The sequence below is a fragment of the Nitrospirota bacterium genome (genome assembly GCA_023229435.1).
Classification (GTDB): domain Bacteria; phylum Nitrospirota; class UBA9217; order UBA9217; family UBA9217; genus JALNZF01.
Genome location: JALNZF010000017.1, coordinates 1 through 16385, shown reverse-complemented (window position 1 = coordinate 16385; position 16385 = coordinate 1). Strand labels below are relative to the sequence as shown.

Here is a 16385-nt window from a genome sequence, read left to right as displayed (position 1 = left end):
GATGACAGACATGCAGAAAATGAACGATACTGAGCCGGCATAAGGGTATGAGCGCTTATCTTCAGACAGGGCAGATCACCTGCCACGATGCGACGGGCCGAATGATCGATTGCATTGGAATTGGAAGCGGACAGGACGCGGACTTCAGAAGCGGCCTGTCCTGGCCTGCGCCGCGATTCGAGGTCCAGGACGATGCGGTTCTCGATCAACTTACGGGGCTCGTTTGGACAAGAAACGCTAATATTGCTGAATTCCCTCTGACCTGGCAGGAAGCCCTTGATCACATCGCAAGGATGAATCGTGACAAGGTATATGGTTCTGCGGACTGGCGTCTTCCCAACCGTCGTGAACTCCGAAGCCTCATGAGCCATCAGACCAGGCAACCCGCTTTGCCGGAGGGGCATCCCTTTGTCAACGTATTCAGCGGATGGTACTGGACGTCCACGACCGCGGCGATCAACACTGCCTATGCGTGGTATATCCATATGGAGGGCGCGCGAATGTTTTATGGCCGGAAGGAGCAGTTCTTCCTGCTCTGGCCTGTTCGAGGAATGGGGGACATCATTCTCCCTGCTACCGGCCAAACCCGGTGTTACGACGCAAAGGGACAACTTATCTCCTGCGCAGGATCGGGACAGGACGGCGAATTCCGATCAGGGGTGCGATGGCCCGAACCCCGCTTTGAGGAGGCAGGGAGCATGGTCGTAGACCGGCTCACGAACCTCTGCTGGCTCTCATCAGCCGACCTCTTCGGAAGGCCGTCGACATGGGAGGAAGCGCTCAAAGCAGTGGCAGATCTCAACCAACAGCAAGGAAAGGCCTATTCATGGCGCCTGCCGAACATCAATGAACTGGAATCGCTCGTGGATTGCAGCGTGCACAGCCCGGCGCTTCCTTATGGACATCCCTTCAGGGATGTCAGGGAAGGATACTGGTCTTCAACGACGAGCATGTTCGAACCCGACTGGGCGTGGGCGCTCTATCTCACCAAAGGCGCGGTCGGCGTTGGACAGAAAAAGGGTGCGCATTTCTCCGTGTGGGCGGTGTGCGATCTGCCTTCGGAGGAATGATGACAGGGAAGTTCAGAATGAATTTAAAGCAAATTGGAGAGCTTTGCCGGGTTTTTCTTATGATCTTCATTAGCGCATTCATGGTGAATTTTATCTGGGAATCATTCCATGCCGTATACCTTTATGAAGCTCATGATTTTAATGCAAAGAAATATGTGGCCATGGTCGGTTATGTTTCACTTATCGACGGATTCCTTATCCTGGGGATTTACCTTTTAGTGGCTGCTGTGTGGAGGGATGCGGCTTGGATTCGGGAGATGAACGGGAAGCAGATATACACTGTTTTGCTTGCAGGGTTTCTGCTGGCTGCTGCCATAGAGTATCAAAAAGTTTTTGTGACGAGGGCATGGAGCTATAACCGGCTCATGCCGACGTTCTTCGGGTTGGGGCTGTCGCCCCTGCTTCAATTAAGCATGACAGGGTTATGGGCATTCTGGGTATCGGGACGGGTGCTGTATCAAAGAGAGAAGCCGGAAGGGAAATGAATGATGAATTAAGAGAACGGTTTTGTGCGAAGGGTTGTATCGGTGGCGCAAGTAAAAATTTTAAGGCGAAGGAGAAATACAATGAAAAAGATATTGGCAATAAGTTTGGTGGTTCTGATGGCGGCCGCAACCCAGGGCTATGCCCAGACGGACGGCGGTATGAAGGGTGAGCAGAAGGATGAGATGAAGCAGATGATGGAGAAATGCCAGCCGATGATGAAGCAAATGATGGGCAACGGCATGATGAAAAAGATGATGGATGAAAAGAAGGACATGATGCAGATGATGATGGACATGATGACCATGCAGGAAACAATGATGAAGGGGCCGAGCAGTGCCGAGAAAAAGCGGATGATGAAGGACATGTCACAGATGAAAGAAAAAATGCAGAAGATGATGTCGATGCCTATGGATATGCCGGGGATGGATGATTCGCAATCGAAACTTGTGTGTGCCGAGCAGTGGCTCAAAAAAGCAATAGACCTTCACGAGGTGCACATGAAAGACCCCAAGACAGCAACCGAGGCGTCCCAGATGGAGATGATGGATCAGATGAAAAAGGCATATGGATGTATTGCAGGAACGGGTCCTGATATGAGCGGGCCACAGTCGAAAGAAGTTACGGGCAAAGAACCGAAAAAAGCGGAGCCCTCCAAGACTGATCCGCATAAACATTAGAAAAGGAAGACCAGCATGGGCATTGATGCCGGGTCTCCGGGAAAAGATCAATGACTATTTTGAAGGACTGATGTCTCTCGCACGGGAGGAATAGATGAAGGCAACAGACCCTGTCTGCGGAATGATCATTGAAGAAAAGGACGCGGCGGCTACGTTCGCCTACCAGGGAAAGACATATCATTTCTGCTCGACGTCGTGCAAGGAAAAGTTCGAGAAGGACCCTGATGCCTACGCGGGAGGAAGAGCGGCCGGTACCGCGGAACAGGGTGCGGTGAAGATGACCGCGCCGCGTCCCGGCGAGAGGAAGCATGCGCCGGGTTCCTGTCCCACGTGCCGCAAGCCGCTGCTCCCCGAAGATCCGCATGCGCATTCCGCCAAAGCCGAGTGGACCTGTCCCATGCACCCGGAGATCGTGCGCGACGCCCCCGGAAGCTGCCCCATCTGCGGAATGGCGCTCGAACCCCGCACCATTTCCGCAGAAGAGCAGGAAAACCCCGAGCTCATCGACATGACCAGACGATTCAAGATCAGCACTGTTCTTACGATCCCGCTGGTCTATATCGCCATGGGCGGTTTCATCTCCGCGATCTCACCAGAGAAGTTTATTCCCATGGAGATGATGAAATGGCTGGAGCTGATCCTGGCAACCCCTGTTGTGCTCTGGGGCGGCTGGCCGTTCTTCGTGCGCGGGTGGAAGTCGATCATAACCTGGAACCCCAACATGTTCACCCTGATTGGCCTCGGCGTGGCCATCGCATATATCTACAGCCTCGTTGCAGCGCTTCTGCCGGACATATTCCCAACTGCTTTCCGCGGCGCTCATGGAGAAGTGGGGACCTATTTTGAGGCAGCCGCTGTTATCGTGACCCTCGTTCTGCTGGGGCAGGTGCTGGAACTCCGGGCCCGGGGCAAGACGGGAGCTGCTATCAAGGCCCTGCTCGGGCTTGCTCCGAAGACCGCGCGTCGCGTAAAAAGCGGAACGGAGGAGGATGTCCCGCTGGATCAGGTGCATGCCGGAGACCTCCTGCGTGTGCGGCCCGGTGAAAAGGTCCCCGTGGATGGCAGCGTGGTAGAGGGATCAAGCAGCGTGGACGAATCCATGATCACCGGCGAACCGATCCCCGTGGAAAAACATGCAGGCGACCGCGTGGTCGGCGCCACGGTGAACGGGACAGGCTCGCTGATCATGAAGGCCGAGAAAGTGGGCTCGGAGACCCTTTTGGCGCAGATCGTGCACATGGTGGGCGAGGCCCAGCGGAGCCGCGCGCCGATTCAGAAGCTTGCTGACATCATCGCGGGATGGTTCGTCCAGATAGTGGTCTCGATCGCGGTTATAACCTTTATCGTCTGGGCCTGGTTCGGGCCCGAGCCCCGCTTTGTCTATGCTCTCGTGAATGCCGTCGCGGTGCTGATCATCGCCTGCCCCTGCGCCCTGGGGCTCGCGACGCCCGTATCCATCATGGTCGCCATGGGCAAGGGCGCCGGCGGCGGCGTGCTGTTCAAGAACGCCGAAGCCATCGAACTGATGAGAAAAGTGGACACCCTCGTGGTGGACAAGACCGGAACGCTCACCTTGGGAAAGCCGAAATTGAATGCCGTGGTGGCGAATGAGGGATACGACGAGAAGTCGATACTTCTGTACGCCGCGAGTATCGAGCGCGGGAGCGAGCACCCCCTAGCAGCAGCCATCGTGGCCGGAGCTGAGGGAAAAGGCGTCAGCCCGAAGAATGCCGAGGGCTTTCAATCCAAGACCGGAAAAGGCGTCGTCGGCAAGGTTGACGGTCACGAAGTTGCGCTCGGCAATCGTGCGCTTCTCGATGAGTTGCGGATCGATTCCGGCGGATTATCCATAAAAGCCGAGGAGATGCGGAAGGACGGCCAGACCGTGATGTTCGTTGTCGTGGACGGAAAAGCGGCGGGGCTGCTGGGCGTGGCTGATCCGATAAAGGAAACAACGCTCGAAGCAATTAAAGCTCTTCATGACGACGGCATCCGTGTCGTGATGCTCACGGGTGACAACAAGACCACTGCCGAGACAGTGGCGAAGAAACTGGGCATAGACGACGTGGTCGCGGAAGTCCTTCCGGACCAAAAGGCCGCAGCCGTGAAGCGTCTTCAGAGCGAAGGCCGTTTCGTTGCCATGGCAGGCGACGGCATCAACGATGCTCCTGCCCTTGCCCAGGCCCAGGTCGGCATTGCCATGGGGACCGGCACCGACGTGGCCATGCAGAGCGCAGGAGTGACGCTGGTGAAAGGCGATCTCAGAGGCATTCTCCGTGCGCGGCTCTTGAGCAGGGCCACGATGAAGAACATCAAGCAGAACCTTTTCTTTGCCTTCGTGTACAATGCCCTCGGCATTCCCATCGCCGCAGGCGTGTTGTACCCGTTCTTCGGCATTCTGCTCAGTCCTATTTTTGCCGCAGCCGCGATGAGTTTTAGCTCCGTGTCGGTGATAGGAAACGCACTGAGGCTGAGGAGGGTGAAGATATGAGAAGGACCGCACTCCTGATTATTATAATGCTCATTCCTCTTGATGGGTTTGCTCAAGAAGAACACCACAAACAACAGCATAGGCACACGGAATACGCAATGATAAAAAATCCCATTGCAAAGACTGAAACGTCTATCGTCCAGGGCAGAAAGCTCTATGAGAAGAATTGCATAGCCTGTCATGGAGAAGCCGGAAAAGGGGGCATAGGCCCTGGCCTGTCAGTCCCGGCTCGGATTCACGGCAGCACTGACGGCGAGATGTTCCATGTAATTACCGACGGCGTCGCGGGAACAGCCATGAGAGGCTTTGGAAAGGAACTGTCTGACGAGATGCGATGGCATCTCGTTAATTACGTTACAAGTTTGCAAAAAAAGAAATGAAAAGAGTAATGCAGGAAGAAAAGCGCTATACTAAGTGCATGTTTTCACACTAAAAAGGAGGAAGCAATCATGAAAAAGATTCTGGCAGTGGCTGCGATGGTAATTGGTTTTGCAACAGCAACGGCATTTGCGCAGATGGGCGGAGGAGGAATGGGAAGCGGCCAGGGGCAGCAAGGTCAGCAGGGGCAGGGCATGATGGGCTCCCAGCAGTCCTCGCAGATGATGAGCAATCAAATGATGAATCAGCAGATGATGCGCGACATGTCGGGCATGATGAGCCGAATGAACGACATGATGGAGAAGATGTCCGGGACCATGGAGCAGAAACAGGGCATGGACCATTCCAAAATGCAGGACATGTCGAAGGTGATGAATGATATGTCCGCAACCATGAAAGAGATGTCCGAACAGATGGGCAAGGGAACCATGGACCCCGCCATGATGAAAACAATGCAGGAGCGGATGAAGACCATGAACCAGATGATAGACGGCATGCAGAAGGGGAGTAAATAACATGAAGCAAGGCGTGAATAACAGCTTTATTATGGGCGCAGCAAATACGAGCTTTCAAAAAATGGAATGGAATATGAGCCCCGGTCTCCGCTACTTTCTCTACTTGGCTGTTCACGTCCTGCTTATAGTTTTGTTAAGCGCATTTGCGGTCCCGTCGGCTGCTTCGGCTGATACGGGCCGCGGTTATCTCGACCTTGGCGGCGGTTACAAAACGGGCGATTTCGGCACCCCGACGACATCCAGTTTGTATTATCTCTCCTCGACCATCGGGTATGTCGCGCCGAGATACGATGTCAGCGTTACCGTGCCGTATCTGTCGCTCACGAACAAGGCCAGCGGACAAAGCCTGAGCGAGAGCGGCATAGGGGACGTCATTCTGCGCGGCGGAGCGGTGTTCATTCCTGAAGGTTCCATTGGTTTCTCTCTCAATGGGACGATGGCTCTTAAACTGCCGACTGCCGACGATACCAAGGGTCTGGGTACTGGAGAAACCGATTACGGCGCTTTCCTCGGTATGCATCAACGGATAGAGAACTTCAAGCTTTCGCTCACGGGCGGGTACATAAAAATCGGAGACCCCGCTGCTATCAACTACAATGACATCTATCTTTATGGGGTCGGAATATCGAGAATCTTCGGCAGAACGAACATCGCAGCCTCCTTTGAGGGTCGAAGGGCAATGGTCCCCGGAGCAGAAAATCCCCAAGAGGTCAGTGTCGGTTTTTTTCATGTCCTGAGCGTCGATTACGCCATCAGGGGCAGCGCCTTCAAGGGCCTGAACAACGGCGGTCCGGACTTCGGAATGGATTTCGGCATCGTAAGATGGTTTTAGTTTAAATCTCCTCAGCCTACTCCCGAAGGAGAAATACAATGAAAAAGATAGTGACAATAAGCCTGGTGGTTCTGATGTTGGCCGCAACCTACGGGTTTGCCCAGACGGACAGCGGCATGAAGGGTGAGCAGAAGGATGAGATGAAGCAGATGATGGAGAAATGCCAGCCGATGATGAAACAAATGATGGATGAAAAGAAGGAAATGATGCAGATGATGATGGACATGATGACCATGCAGGAAAAGATGATGAAGGGGCCTAATCATTCCGAGAAAAAGGAGATGATGAAGGATATGGCACAGATGAAAGAAAAGATGCAGAAGAAAATGTCGATGCCTATGGATATGAAGTGCATGGATGATCCGCAGTCAGCGGAGCCCTCCAAGACCGATCCGCATAAACATTAGCTGACAGGAGGAGGTTGTTATGAGCTATTATTTCAGTAAGACATTGAATCTGTCCTTTGATAAAGCGATCGCCGGAGTGACGGAAGAACTGAAAAAGGAAGGTTTCGGCATCCTGACCGACATAGACGTGAAGGCAACGTTGAAGAAGAAACTCGATGTTGAATTCAGAAACTACCGGATTCTCGGCGCTTGCAATCCGCCTTTTGCATACAAGGCGTTGCAGGCAGAGGATAAGATCGGCACCATGCTTCCCTGCAACGTGATTGTGCAGGAGATTTCAGATGGGAAGGTCGAGGTCACGGCCATCAACCCTCTGGCTTCCATGCAGGCCGTGGAAAATCCCGCGTTAAAGGCGATTGCCGCCGAAATCAGCAGTAAGCTGAAAAAAGTTATCGATAGAGCATAGTCAGTGACCTGACACGCGAGAAGGGGAAGCATGACGCTCAAGAGAAATAAAATTATCTTCATAACAACGGGCGTGCTCGTTCTTGTCGTCGTTGCCGGCATTATCGCGATCCTGCTCAATATCCAGGCCTTTAAACCGCAGATCGAGGCAGCCGCGTCGGATGCAATGGGAATGGAGGTGCGGATCAAGGGCAGGCTGGGCATCGCGCTCTTTCCGGGCATCGGCATATCGCTGAGGGACATCAGTGTGCGGAACAAGGGAACGGATGTCGTTACGGTTGAGAAGATGAAGATCGGGCTGAAGTTCATTGCGCTTACGAGGCGCGAAGTCCGGATAAACCGGGTCAGGCTTATCAAGCCGGTCCTCTCCCTGGTCCGGTACAAAAACGGGACGTTCAATTTTGAAAAGTCCGGCCGCGCGCCGTCGGGTAGGCCCCTTGCCGTGGAAAAGATATCCATTGCCGAGGGGAAGCTTATTTATACCGATGAAAGCTCCGGCGGGAAGATCAAGGCGGACAACTTCGAGGGGGCCATACAAAACCTTTTTTACCGGGGGAAGGCCGTCGGCGGACCATTCAAGAACATCTCATTCGACGGGGACCTCAGGTGCAAGACGCTCACGATCAACAAGCTCACCCTGACAAACCTCGTGATGAGGACAACAGGGGAAAACGGAATATTCGAGGTAAACCCGGTCAGCATGAATCTAATCGGCGGGAAGGGGAAGGGGAGCGTTCATGTGGATGTGACAAAGTCGTCGCCTCATTACCGGCTCATCGCTGCTCTTAACCGGTTCAGGATCGAGGAGGTAATTCAGGCATTCTCGACCGGGGAAGCCCCCCGGAAAAGCATGGAAGGGACGGTCAACTTTTCCGCGGACCTGAAGGCTGCGGGAAAAAATATGGATGAGGTGAAGCGATCCCTGAACGGCGGCCTTTCCTTGAACGGGGAGGACCTTACGCTCATCGGCGTCGATATCGATGTCCTCATCCCCAAGTACAAACGAAGCCAGAACTTCAACCTCGTGGATGTCGGGGCGTACTTTCTCGTGGGCCCCTTTGGGCCGGTGCTTACCAAGAGCTACAATTTTGGAAGCCTGTACGAAGAGTCGCGGGGCGGACAAGGGAGCATCAAAAAGCTCGTATCGATCTGGAAAGTAAATAACGGCATTGTCGTGGCGACGGACGTGGCCCTTGCCTCAAAAAAATACCGGATCGCCATGAAGGGCGGATTGAACTTCAACGACAACCAATTTGTCGACGTGACCGTGGCGGCCATCGATAAACGGGGGTGCGCTGTTTACAGCCAGAAGGTGCGCGGGCCGTTCCGTAAACCGCAGATCGAGAAGGTAAACGTCTTTAGGTCACTTACGGGATCCGTGTCGAACGCGCTGGAGGATGCGAGCCAATTCATTCAGGGTAAAAAGTGCGAGGTGTTTTACTCAGGTTCGGTTGCTCATCCGGAGTAATAAGTATAATGTATTATATTCGGTTTCTCCCCGCGAGAAGGAGACCTCTTTTTTCTATATAGAGAGCACTCAATATGATAGAATGCTGAATCTTCAACTTGATGAGCGAGTAAAAAGTAATAATCTACTGCGGAGACGCGGAGAAATGCGTATTAAAAAACAATGTAACTACTCAGGTCAAAATAGTATCCGCAGATTACGCAGATTTCACAGATTTAAACAAACCTGAATTGTGTTTTAAAATCTTTGTCCATCTGCGAAATCTGCGGATAAAAGGTTTTTCTTCGGTGTAACGCGCTTCTGGTTCAGATATACTGAACAGTTACAAAAATACTGAGGATTTTCTCTGCATCTCAGCGGTTTAATTCGACTTATTGCGAGTCCATCAACTTTTTAACGAATGATACATGACATCGGGAGAATACATGTCTAAAAAGCGACCACCGGCAGGGCCTCCAACGAAGAAAGTCAAAAAATCGCTACCTCTTAAAAAGGACCCGATCGCCGGCAAAGGCGGGAAGAGCGCCGGGCCGGCAAAAGCCTCTTCAAAGCTCTTGACCAGCCCGGCGATAAAGAGTCAGCCTGCTGAACGAGACCGATCGAAAGGGAAAACGTTTCTTATTGTCGGGATCGGCGCCTCCGCGGGAGGGCTGGAAGCGTTCACGAAGCTGCTGGAGAATGTTCCGCGTCATACGGGCATGGCGTTCGTGCTTGTTCAACATCTTGCCCCCGCCAAAGACAGCATTTTGACCGAGCTTCTTTCAAAAGCGACCTCCATGCCGGTGCATGAGGTGCAGGACGGTATGACCGTGGAACCTGACCATGTTTACGTTATCCCGCCCAATGCGTTCATGACTGTTTTCCACGGCGTGCTCCGTCTCTCGCCGCGCGCCGAATCCCCTGTTCACCACATGCCTATTGATTCATTTTTTCGGTCTCTTGCCGAGGACCAGGGGCAGAGTGCCGTCGGTATCATCCTTTCGGGGACCGGCTCCGACGGTTCTCTGGGAATCCGGGCGATAAAGGCCGGGGGCGGGATTGTCCTGGTCCAGGACGAATCGGCAAAATACAACGGTATGCCCAAAAGCGCCGTTGCGACCGGCACTGTGGATTACGTCCTGCCCCCTGAAAAGATGGCCGCTGAGCTGGCGCGGATCAGCCGCCATCCCTTCCTGGCCCTTCACACAGCCATGAAGACCGGCCCGCTGCTTCAGGCAGGAGAGGATGATCTGAGCAAAATATTCATGCGGATCAGGACGGCCACGGGCGTTGATTTTGCGTATTACAAACAGGCAACGATACTGCGCAGGATCAATCGGCGCATGCTCCTGCACAAGATAGATGCACTGGAACAATACGTTCGTTATCTGCAGGAGAACCCCACGGAAGTCGGGGTCCTGTACCAGGACATCCTCATCAATGTCACTTCCTTTTTCCGGGAACCGGAGACGTTCACTGCGCTGAAGAAAGTCGTGTTCCCGCGCTTTCTTGAGAACAAAACCTCCGATACACCCCTGCGAATATGGGTCCCGGGATGCTCGACTGGAGAGGAGGCGTACTCTCTCGCAATATGTTTCTCGGAATTCAGCGAAGAGCGGGGCATATTCCATCCAATCCAGTTCTTCGCATCCGACATTGACGAGGCGGCGATCGAAAAGGCCCGCCAGGGTTTTTACCCGGACAACATCGTGCAGGATGTTTCTCCGGAACAAATCCGGCGTTTTTTTGTAAAAACGGAACAGGGATACCAGATCAGCAAGTCGATCAGGGAGCAATGCGTATTCGCCAGACAGAACCTTATCAAGGACCCGCCGTTCTCAAAGATGGACCTGATCAGCTGCAGGAACCTGATGATCTACTTCGGCCCGGTGTTGCAGAAAAAGGCGCTCCCGATCATGCACTATGCACTCAACCCTTCGGGGTATCTCATGCTCGGGAGGTCCGAGTCCATCGGCGAGTTTGCGGACCTTTTTTCCCTGGTCGACAAAAACAGCAGGATCTATTCCAAAAAGACATCATCGACAATATTGCACTTAGACCAGGAACGGAGTCATTTTATAGATATGACCGAATTGAGGAAAAAGGTGGACGAGCATGCCGCAGGCGGGACCGACATCCAGAAGGAAGCCGACAGCATCATCCTGAACAGATACAGTCCCGCGGGAATGGTCATGAATGAGGACATGGATATTCTTCAATTCCGCGGGAACATCAGCCCCTATCTGAAACCCCAGCCCGGCAAAGCAAGCCTCAATCTCATGAAGATGGCGGGTGAAAGCCTCGCCATGGAACTGCGGGTGCTTATCCGCCAGGCCGCAAAAAAAGATATTGCCGTCAGGAAAGAAGGAATTAAGGTCAGGCATAACAACACCTTCAACACGATAAACATCGAAGTGATCGCGTTCAAGACCCGTGATTCCCAGGAGCGCCTTTTTCTGGTCATTTTTGAGGACAGTGCCGCGCCGACGGAGAGAGACTCGAAAAAGCCGGGGAAAGCCCCGGCAAAGACAAAAGGCCGGTCTCAGGAGGACCAGGTTGCCCCGCTGACGCGCGAGCTCGTCGCCACGCAGCAGCATCTGAAGTCGATCGTTGCGGAACATGAGGCGTCCACCGAGGAACTCAAGGCGCTCAATGAAGAAGTGCAGTCCAGCAACGAAGAACTGCAGAGCATCAACGAGGAGCTCGAAACGTCCAAGGAAGAGCTTCAGTCCACCAACGAAGAACTGAGCACCGTGAACGACGAGCTCCAGAACCGCAACGAAGAAATAACGCAGAGCAACGACGACCTCGTAAATGTCCTGAGCGGCGTCGATATCCCGATCCTGATGATCGGGAATAAACTGCAGATCAGGCGCTTTAATGCATCCGCGGGAAAGGCGCTGAATCTCATCGCCAGCGATATCGGGCGCCCTATTTCCGACATCAGGCCCAATATCAACGTGCCGGACCTTGATCGGCTGATCCTTGAGGTGATCGATTCGCTGACGATCAAGACACAAGATGTCCAGGACACGAAGGACCGCTGGTACTCCATGACGATACGGCCGTACAAGACCAATGACAACAGGATCGACGGCGCCATCGTGACCTTCGAAGACATCAACGACCTGAAGCAGGGAATGCTGCGCATCAAGGAAGCCCGCGATTATGCCGAAGCGATCGTCGAGACCGTACGTGAACCCCTTGTCGTACTGAGCAAAGACCTGCGCGTGGTCACCGCGAACGGGGCGTACTATAAGAACTTCGCCATGACACGCGAATTAACAGAGAACAAATACTTCCCCGAGCTGCAGGACGGAATCTGGAATACGCCGGAACTCCGGATGCAGCTTGAGGCTGTCCTCCGGGACAACGACGTGTTCAGCGACTTGGAGGTGGATTACGAGGCGCCCGTCGTCGGCCACAGGAGCATGCTCCTGAATGCGCGAAAGGTCGCCCGGGAAGGGTCCGAATTGGTCCTCCTTGCCATCGAAGACATTACCGCACGGCGAATGGCGGAAGTGGAGCGGGACAAGGTCCTTCTTGATCATATGGAAGCGCTTGCCAACGTCAAGAAACTGGCCGGAATGCTGCCGATCTGCTCTTCGTGCAAGAAAATACGCAATGACGAAGGTTATTGGGAGCAGATCGAGGCTTATATCAGAGAACATTCCGAGGCGGAATTCACCCACGGCATATGCCCGGAATGCGCGATGAAATTATATCCGGAATACGTTAAGAAGAATAAAGGAAAATGATTTGTAGTATTGAAAAGGCGAGATTCTTCGCGGAGTTTATCCTGAGTCGTTCAAAAACGAGATTCTTCGCTGTGCTCAGAATGACAGGCCGCAGGGCTCAGAATGACACATCAGGTGTTTTTTGACTTTTTTACGAGACTAAACCTGAAACTTCACCGGTTCACGCATTTGTTTATTCCTTTGGATCCTTTATCCCTGCTATGGCGAAACAACAAAATATATATATGCTCCTCAGCCGGTTCTTCAGCTTCCTGGTCAGCGTAGCGCGTGATTTCAAACGTAATCAGGGGCTCCTGCTGGCCGGCGCCATAGCCTATTATACCCTGCTGTCAATTGTGCCCCTGTCGATCCTCGCCCTCATAGTACTGTCACGTTTTATCGAAAAGGGCCTGCTATTTCACACCTTGTCGACATATATAGAAATGATGATACCAGGCTATGCGGCAACCTTGACCGAACAAGTACTGGTATTTCTTGAGCACGGCAAATCGGTCGGGAGTTTTGTACTTCTGGCCATGCTCTTTTTCAGTTCCATAGCCTTTACCGTGCTCGAAAGCGCCATGTCCGTGATCTTTTTTCATCGTGTCAGAACGCAACGCCGTCACTATCTCCTGTCCGCCATTATTCCTTACATATATATCTTTGTATTCGGCCTGGGCATCCTGCTGGTATCGTTTATAGCGGGCGCCATAGAGACCCACAGCGGCAGGCAGTTAGTCATATTTGGATGGGGTCTCAGCCTTGAGGGCCCATCCTTCTTTGCGCTGTATTTAATGGGGATACTCGGCGAGGTGTTGCTGGTGACTTCCTTCTACCTGATCATGCCCGCGGTGCGCATTACGTTCCGGCACGCTCTGATGGGAGGGACGATCGCGACGGTTTTATGGGAGCTCACCCGCCGTGTGCTGGTCTGGTATTACTCGGTCCTCTCTACGGTAACGGTAATCTACGGTTCTTTTGCCACGTCAGTGGTGGCCCTGCTCAGTTTAGAGGCGATTGCCGTCATTATTTTGCTGGGGGCCCAGATCATTGCGGAACTTGAGCGCAGAAAAACTTAGGGGCATCAGGTAAACCCCGTTAGAGAACTTTGCTCTCTAACGATATGAGGTTGCAGCGTTGGACCGCAATCTGAGGAATGATACGTACCACGCCGGGCCTGACCGACAAGGAAAAGACATACCTCAAAACGTTCCTTGCCGAGGCGCTGACCGGCGAGGACCTCGTCATGCGATATCCGAAGGCGCCGCAATAGCTGAAAAGACAAGAGGCTGAGACGCGATAACGGGATCAACAGGATAGTGGTCGTTAAATATCCGGTCATATCCTGTTTTTCGGACAAAAAAGGTTTTTATGGACATCATCGAAGAAATTATCGCGAAGAAGCCGCATCTCGATAACACGCTGCGGTTCTATGAAAGATCCATCCAGTTCGCGGCTGCGGTGAAGGCGCTCGGCATTCCGTCGAGGCCGGGTCTGAACGCCTATCCGCCGGAGTTCATTGGCCGGATCATTGAGCGTTTTCTGACTGTTGTTGATCTGCCCGAAGGCAGCCTGTCACCTCTGAAGCAGGCCCTGGAGCTCGGCGAGATCGATTTTACGAGGCTCCCTCTGCTTGAAGTGCCGGCGTTCTCGCTCCCGTATTCCGAGGACGATCTTACGATGCTTCTTTTTCTTTTAAGCAGGCCATACTTTCTCGGGATACAAGAGGTCCTTCAGCGTGATGACCGCTTTTGGGAAGAAGGGAGGTGTCCCGTATGCAGTGCGCGGCCGTCCCTGTTGACCGTCTCCCCGAAGGGTTTGCAGCAGCACTGTTCTTTCTGTGGTACGAAAGGACGGTATGATGCCGTCGGATGTCCTGTTTGTCATAATAAGAATCGGGCGTTGCTGAACACTTTTATTGTCAAGAAAGAAAAAGGATTCAGGGTCCGCGCCTGCGATCGTTGCAAATCGTATGTCAAGACCGTGGATGAAAAAATAATGGGCCGCATGACGCCTGATCTTGCAGACCTGATGAGCCTGCCCCTGGACGTTGTGGTCCAGGAAAAAGGCTACAAGCGTCCTTCTCCGAATCCCATCGGGATGTTACGGATGTCCGCCAGTGGATGAAATGATATGACTGGGGTGGGAAGTTCTATCCGCTGATCTTCTGGATGGCCTTGGTGATCTTGTCAGACATCGGGTCGTGCTGCAGGGCATTCCGGTATGCGGCGAGCGCCTTCTCTTTCAGGCCGCTTCTCGCGTAGAAGTTTCCGAGCTCCAGATGGTAGTCGCTTTTTTTCGGAGCTTTCTCGATCGCCCTCACAAAGTGCTCTTCCGCTTCGTGGCCCCTGCGCGGAATGCGCGCGAGCGTCAGGCCCCGGCGAAATACGTATTCCGCATTCCCGGGATCAAGACGGATCGCCCACTCGAAGGCCTCCTCGGCACCCCAAAAGTTTCCCTGGTTAAACTGTTTAATTCCCTCGTTGAACTGCGCGCGGGCAGTCTCCCGGTTGGCTGTTGTTCCCTTATGGGCTTTTCCCTCCTCCCGGTCCCTATCAGCCCCGCTGGCGAGATCGATGTTGTATTCCTTGCGCGCGGTCGGTGAACTGAGGGTTTCATAGGCATCGTGGATCCGCGAAAAGAGCGCTTCGAGCTTTTCCTTCATGTCGCTCATCTCGGGTTCAAAGTGCCGGTCCGGATGGTAGTGCTTGGCAAGATGGAAGTACGCCTTTTTGATCTCCAGCGCCGTGGCGCCGTGGCCCACCTCGAGCACTTCATAATGGTTCTGACGTCCCAGACTGTCGAAGGCGTTCTGGAGGGTCTCCTTGGTGACGGATATCTCGGTCGCAGGGGCTTTCTCCTCTTTTTTCACTTCGGCCGCGACGGTTTCGCGCACGACCGCGGACACGATCTTATCCTCCCGGGTCTTGATCTCTCCGGTTTCCGCCATCCTGAGGGCCAGCATCGCGTATACCGCCTTCAGGGTGTTGAAGTCCCCGATGCCTGACAGTACGCATAGTTCCTGAATGCTTGTGGAGCCGTCGATGAGCGAAAAGACCGTCCGCTGGTCCTGATCGAGGTGGACGCTCTGGAAGAGGAGCGAGGGGTCCGTTGAGGTGCGCAGGATGGTCTTGATCGAAGGGAGCGATTTGCGGATACCTTTCCAGTCGAGATTGCGGATGCCTTCGATGATCAGGTCGCCGGTGCTCATATGGATGGGGATGATCTCGGAGACCGGCAGGGGGCGGCCATCGAACTGGTAGCCCCCGTCGCGCCAGCCGAATAGCTTAATGATGATCTCCTTGACCTGGAGCTTCACCTGGGCCACGAGGTCCTGCGCGGTGAGGATTCCCATCTCGAACAGGACGGCGCCCAGTTTTTTACCAGTTTTGATGACGGCTTCCGATGAGGAGTCGAACTGGGCGCTGGTGATCTTTCCCGTTCGCATCAGGAACTCTCCCAGCCTGTCCTCATCCAAATTCGATGAGGCGAAGAGGATGTCCCCGTTCCTGAAGAACACCTTTTTTATTTCCCGGTCGCGCGAAAAGACAACGGTGCCGGTCTCCTTCTCTTTCCGGAGGTCCTGAAAGAGCCAGGGGATGGTCATGTCCTTTATGTCGCCGGCTGAAGAGATCATGCAACTCCTTGGGGTCATGAACAATGTTCTATTCCGGTAAAATTATTGGATATTATAGCATTATTTAATCGGTGTCCACCTTTTTATTTACTTTTATTTTTCGAATCTGCGGCGGCATTTACCATACCCGATTCTGCTCTCAGGGCATTGACTAACGTCCCGGTTCTTACTATAATGGGTCTTGTCCTTACCGAGTGGGTAAAAATGAGCTTGAAAGCTCACAGAACCCGCTCTACGTAAGGGTTTTTAGCTTGTAATGGATGAGGAAAATATGATATGAATTGAGCATGCAGAAAAACAAGC

Annotated in this window: 14 protein-coding genes; 13 read left to right on the top strand and 1 reads right to left on the bottom strand. The window is 53.3% G+C overall.

The genetic code is table 11. The features are described 5' to 3' along the window. The first annotated feature begins 47 nt into the window (after nucleotides 1-47). The 13 genes from M0R70_11355 to fdhE all read left to right on the top strand — a co-directional run bounded on the left by M0R70_11355 (nucleotide 48) and on the right by fdhE (nucleotide 14572). Entirely contained in the window at nucleotides 48-1070 is a 1023-nt protein-coding gene (locus M0R70_11355; protein ID MCK9419963.1) for a DUF1566 domain-containing protein, read from the top strand. Nucleotides 1071-1087: 17 nt separating this feature from the next. Further along, a complete protein-coding gene (locus tag M0R70_11350; protein MCK9419962.1) occupies nucleotides 1088-1555 on the top strand; it encodes a hypothetical protein in 468 nt (155 codons plus the stop codon). Between the two features lie 81 nt (nucleotides 1556-1636). After that, entirely contained in the window at nucleotides 1637-2233 is a 597-nt protein-coding gene (locus M0R70_11345; GenBank protein MCK9419961.1) for a hypothetical protein, read from the top strand. Between the two features lie 94 nt (nucleotides 2234-2327). After that, nucleotides 2328-4724 (top strand): heavy metal translocating P-type ATPase, encoded by a 2397-nt coding sequence (locus M0R70_11340; GenBank protein MCK9419960.1) that lies wholly within the window; start codon nucleotides 2328-2330, stop codon nucleotides 4722-4724. Continuing rightward, nucleotides 4721-5104: a c-type cytochrome gene (locus M0R70_11335; GenBank protein ID MCK9419959.1), complete on the top strand. Its 384-nt coding sequence runs from the start codon at nucleotides 4721-4723 to the stop codon at nucleotides 5102-5104. The genes M0R70_11340 and M0R70_11335 overlap by 4 nt, the downstream gene beginning before the upstream one ends. Before the next feature lie 69 nt (nucleotides 5105-5173). Beyond that, nucleotides 5174-5617 carry a hypothetical protein gene (locus M0R70_11330; GenBank protein MCK9419958.1) on the top strand — a complete coding sequence of 148 codons (444 nt, stop codon included), beginning with the start codon at nucleotides 5174-5176 and terminating at the stop codon, nucleotides 5615-5617. Between the two features lies 1 nt (nucleotide 5618). Next, complete coding sequence (locus M0R70_11325) at nucleotides 5619-6449, top strand: transporter (GenBank protein MCK9419957.1); 831 nt, start codon at nucleotides 5619-5621, stop codon at nucleotides 6447-6449. A 38-nt stretch (nucleotides 6450-6487) separates the two neighbouring features. After that, nucleotides 6488-6856 carry a hypothetical protein gene (locus M0R70_11320; GenBank protein MCK9419956.1) on the top strand — a complete coding sequence of 123 codons (369 nt, stop codon included), beginning with the start codon at nucleotides 6488-6490 and terminating at the stop codon, nucleotides 6854-6856. A gap of 19 nt (nucleotides 6857-6875) precedes the next feature. Beyond that, nucleotides 6876-7262, top strand: coding sequence for a DUF302 domain-containing protein (locus M0R70_11315; GenBank protein MCK9419955.1), 387 nt, complete (start codon nucleotides 6876-6878; stop codon nucleotides 7260-7262). A gap of 30 nt (nucleotides 7263-7292) precedes the next feature. Next, nucleotides 7293-8729: an AsmA family protein gene (locus M0R70_11310; protein MCK9419954.1), complete on the top strand. Its 1437-nt coding sequence runs from the start codon at nucleotides 7293-7295 to the stop codon at nucleotides 8727-8729. Between the two features lie 425 nt (nucleotides 8730-9154). Further along, entirely contained in the window at nucleotides 9155-12466 is a 3312-nt protein-coding gene (locus M0R70_11305) for a PAS domain-containing protein (protein ID MCK9419953.1), read from the top strand. Nucleotides 12467-12666: 200 nt separating this feature from the next. Continuing rightward, a complete protein-coding gene (locus tag M0R70_11300) occupies nucleotides 12667-13524 on the top strand; it encodes a YihY/virulence factor BrkB family protein (GenBank protein ID MCK9419952.1) in 858 nt (285 codons plus the stop codon). A 292-nt stretch (nucleotides 13525-13816) separates the two neighbouring features. Beyond that, complete coding sequence (gene fdhE / locus M0R70_11295; GenBank protein ID MCK9419951.1) at nucleotides 13817-14572, top strand: formate dehydrogenase accessory protein FdhE; 756 nt, start codon at nucleotides 13817-13819, stop codon at nucleotides 14570-14572. A gap of 25 nt (nucleotides 14573-14597) precedes the next feature. On the opposite strand, the gene M0R70_11290 is transcribed toward fdhE, so the two are convergent. After that, the gene (locus M0R70_11290; protein MCK9419950.1) at nucleotides 14598-16082 is read right to left on the bottom strand and encodes a DnaJ domain-containing protein; all 1485 of its coding nucleotides are present in this window, start codon (nucleotides 16080-16082) and stop codon (nucleotides 14598-14600) included. Nucleotides 16083-16385: the final 303 nt, after the last annotated feature.

Bases quoted from the DNA above. Each gene is read 5' to 3' on its own strand.
- M0R70_11325 (MCK9419957.1), top strand. From the start codon at position 5,619: ATGAAGCAAGGCGTGAATAACAGCTTTATTATGGGCGCAGCAAATACG.
- M0R70_11310 (MCK9419954.1), top strand. From the start codon at position 7,293: ATGACGCTCAAGAGAAATAAAATTATCTTCATAACAACGGGCGTGCTC.
- M0R70_11355 (MCK9419963.1), top strand. From the start codon at position 48: ATGAGCGCTTATCTTCAGACAGGGCAGATCACCTGCCACGATGCGACG.
- M0R70_11350 (MCK9419962.1), top strand. From the start codon at position 1,088: ATGAATTTAAAGCAAATTGGAGAGCTTTGCCGGGTTTTTCTTATGATC.
- M0R70_11315 (MCK9419955.1), top strand. From the start codon at position 6,876: ATGAGCTATTATTTCAGTAAGACATTGAATCTGTCCTTTGATAAAGCG.
- M0R70_11290 (MCK9419950.1), bottom strand. From the start codon at position 16,082: ATGATCTCTTCAGCCGGCGACATAAAGGACATGACCATCCCCTGGCTC.
- M0R70_11340 (MCK9419960.1), top strand. From the start codon at position 2,328: ATGAAGGCAACAGACCCTGTCTGCGGAATGATCATTGAAGAAAAGGAC.
- M0R70_11335 (MCK9419959.1), top strand. From the start codon at position 4,721: ATGAGAAGGACCGCACTCCTGATTATTATAATGCTCATTCCTCTTGAT.
- M0R70_11345 (MCK9419961.1), top strand. From the start codon at position 1,637: ATGAAAAAGATATTGGCAATAAGTTTGGTGGTTCTGATGGCGGCCGCA.
- M0R70_11300 (MCK9419952.1), top strand. From the start codon at position 12,667: ATGGCGAAACAACAAAATATATATATGCTCCTCAGCCGGTTCTTCAGC.
- M0R70_11305 (MCK9419953.1), top strand. From the start codon at position 9,155: ATGTCTAAAAAGCGACCACCGGCAGGGCCTCCAACGAAGAAAGTCAAA.
- fdhE (MCK9419951.1), top strand. From the start codon at position 13,817: ATGGACATCATCGAAGAAATTATCGCGAAGAAGCCGCATCTCGATAAC.
- M0R70_11320 (MCK9419956.1), top strand. From the start codon at position 6,488: ATGAAAAAGATAGTGACAATAAGCCTGGTGGTTCTGATGTTGGCCGCA.
- M0R70_11330 (MCK9419958.1), top strand. From the start codon at position 5,174: ATGAAAAAGATTCTGGCAGTGGCTGCGATGGTAATTGGTTTTGCAACA.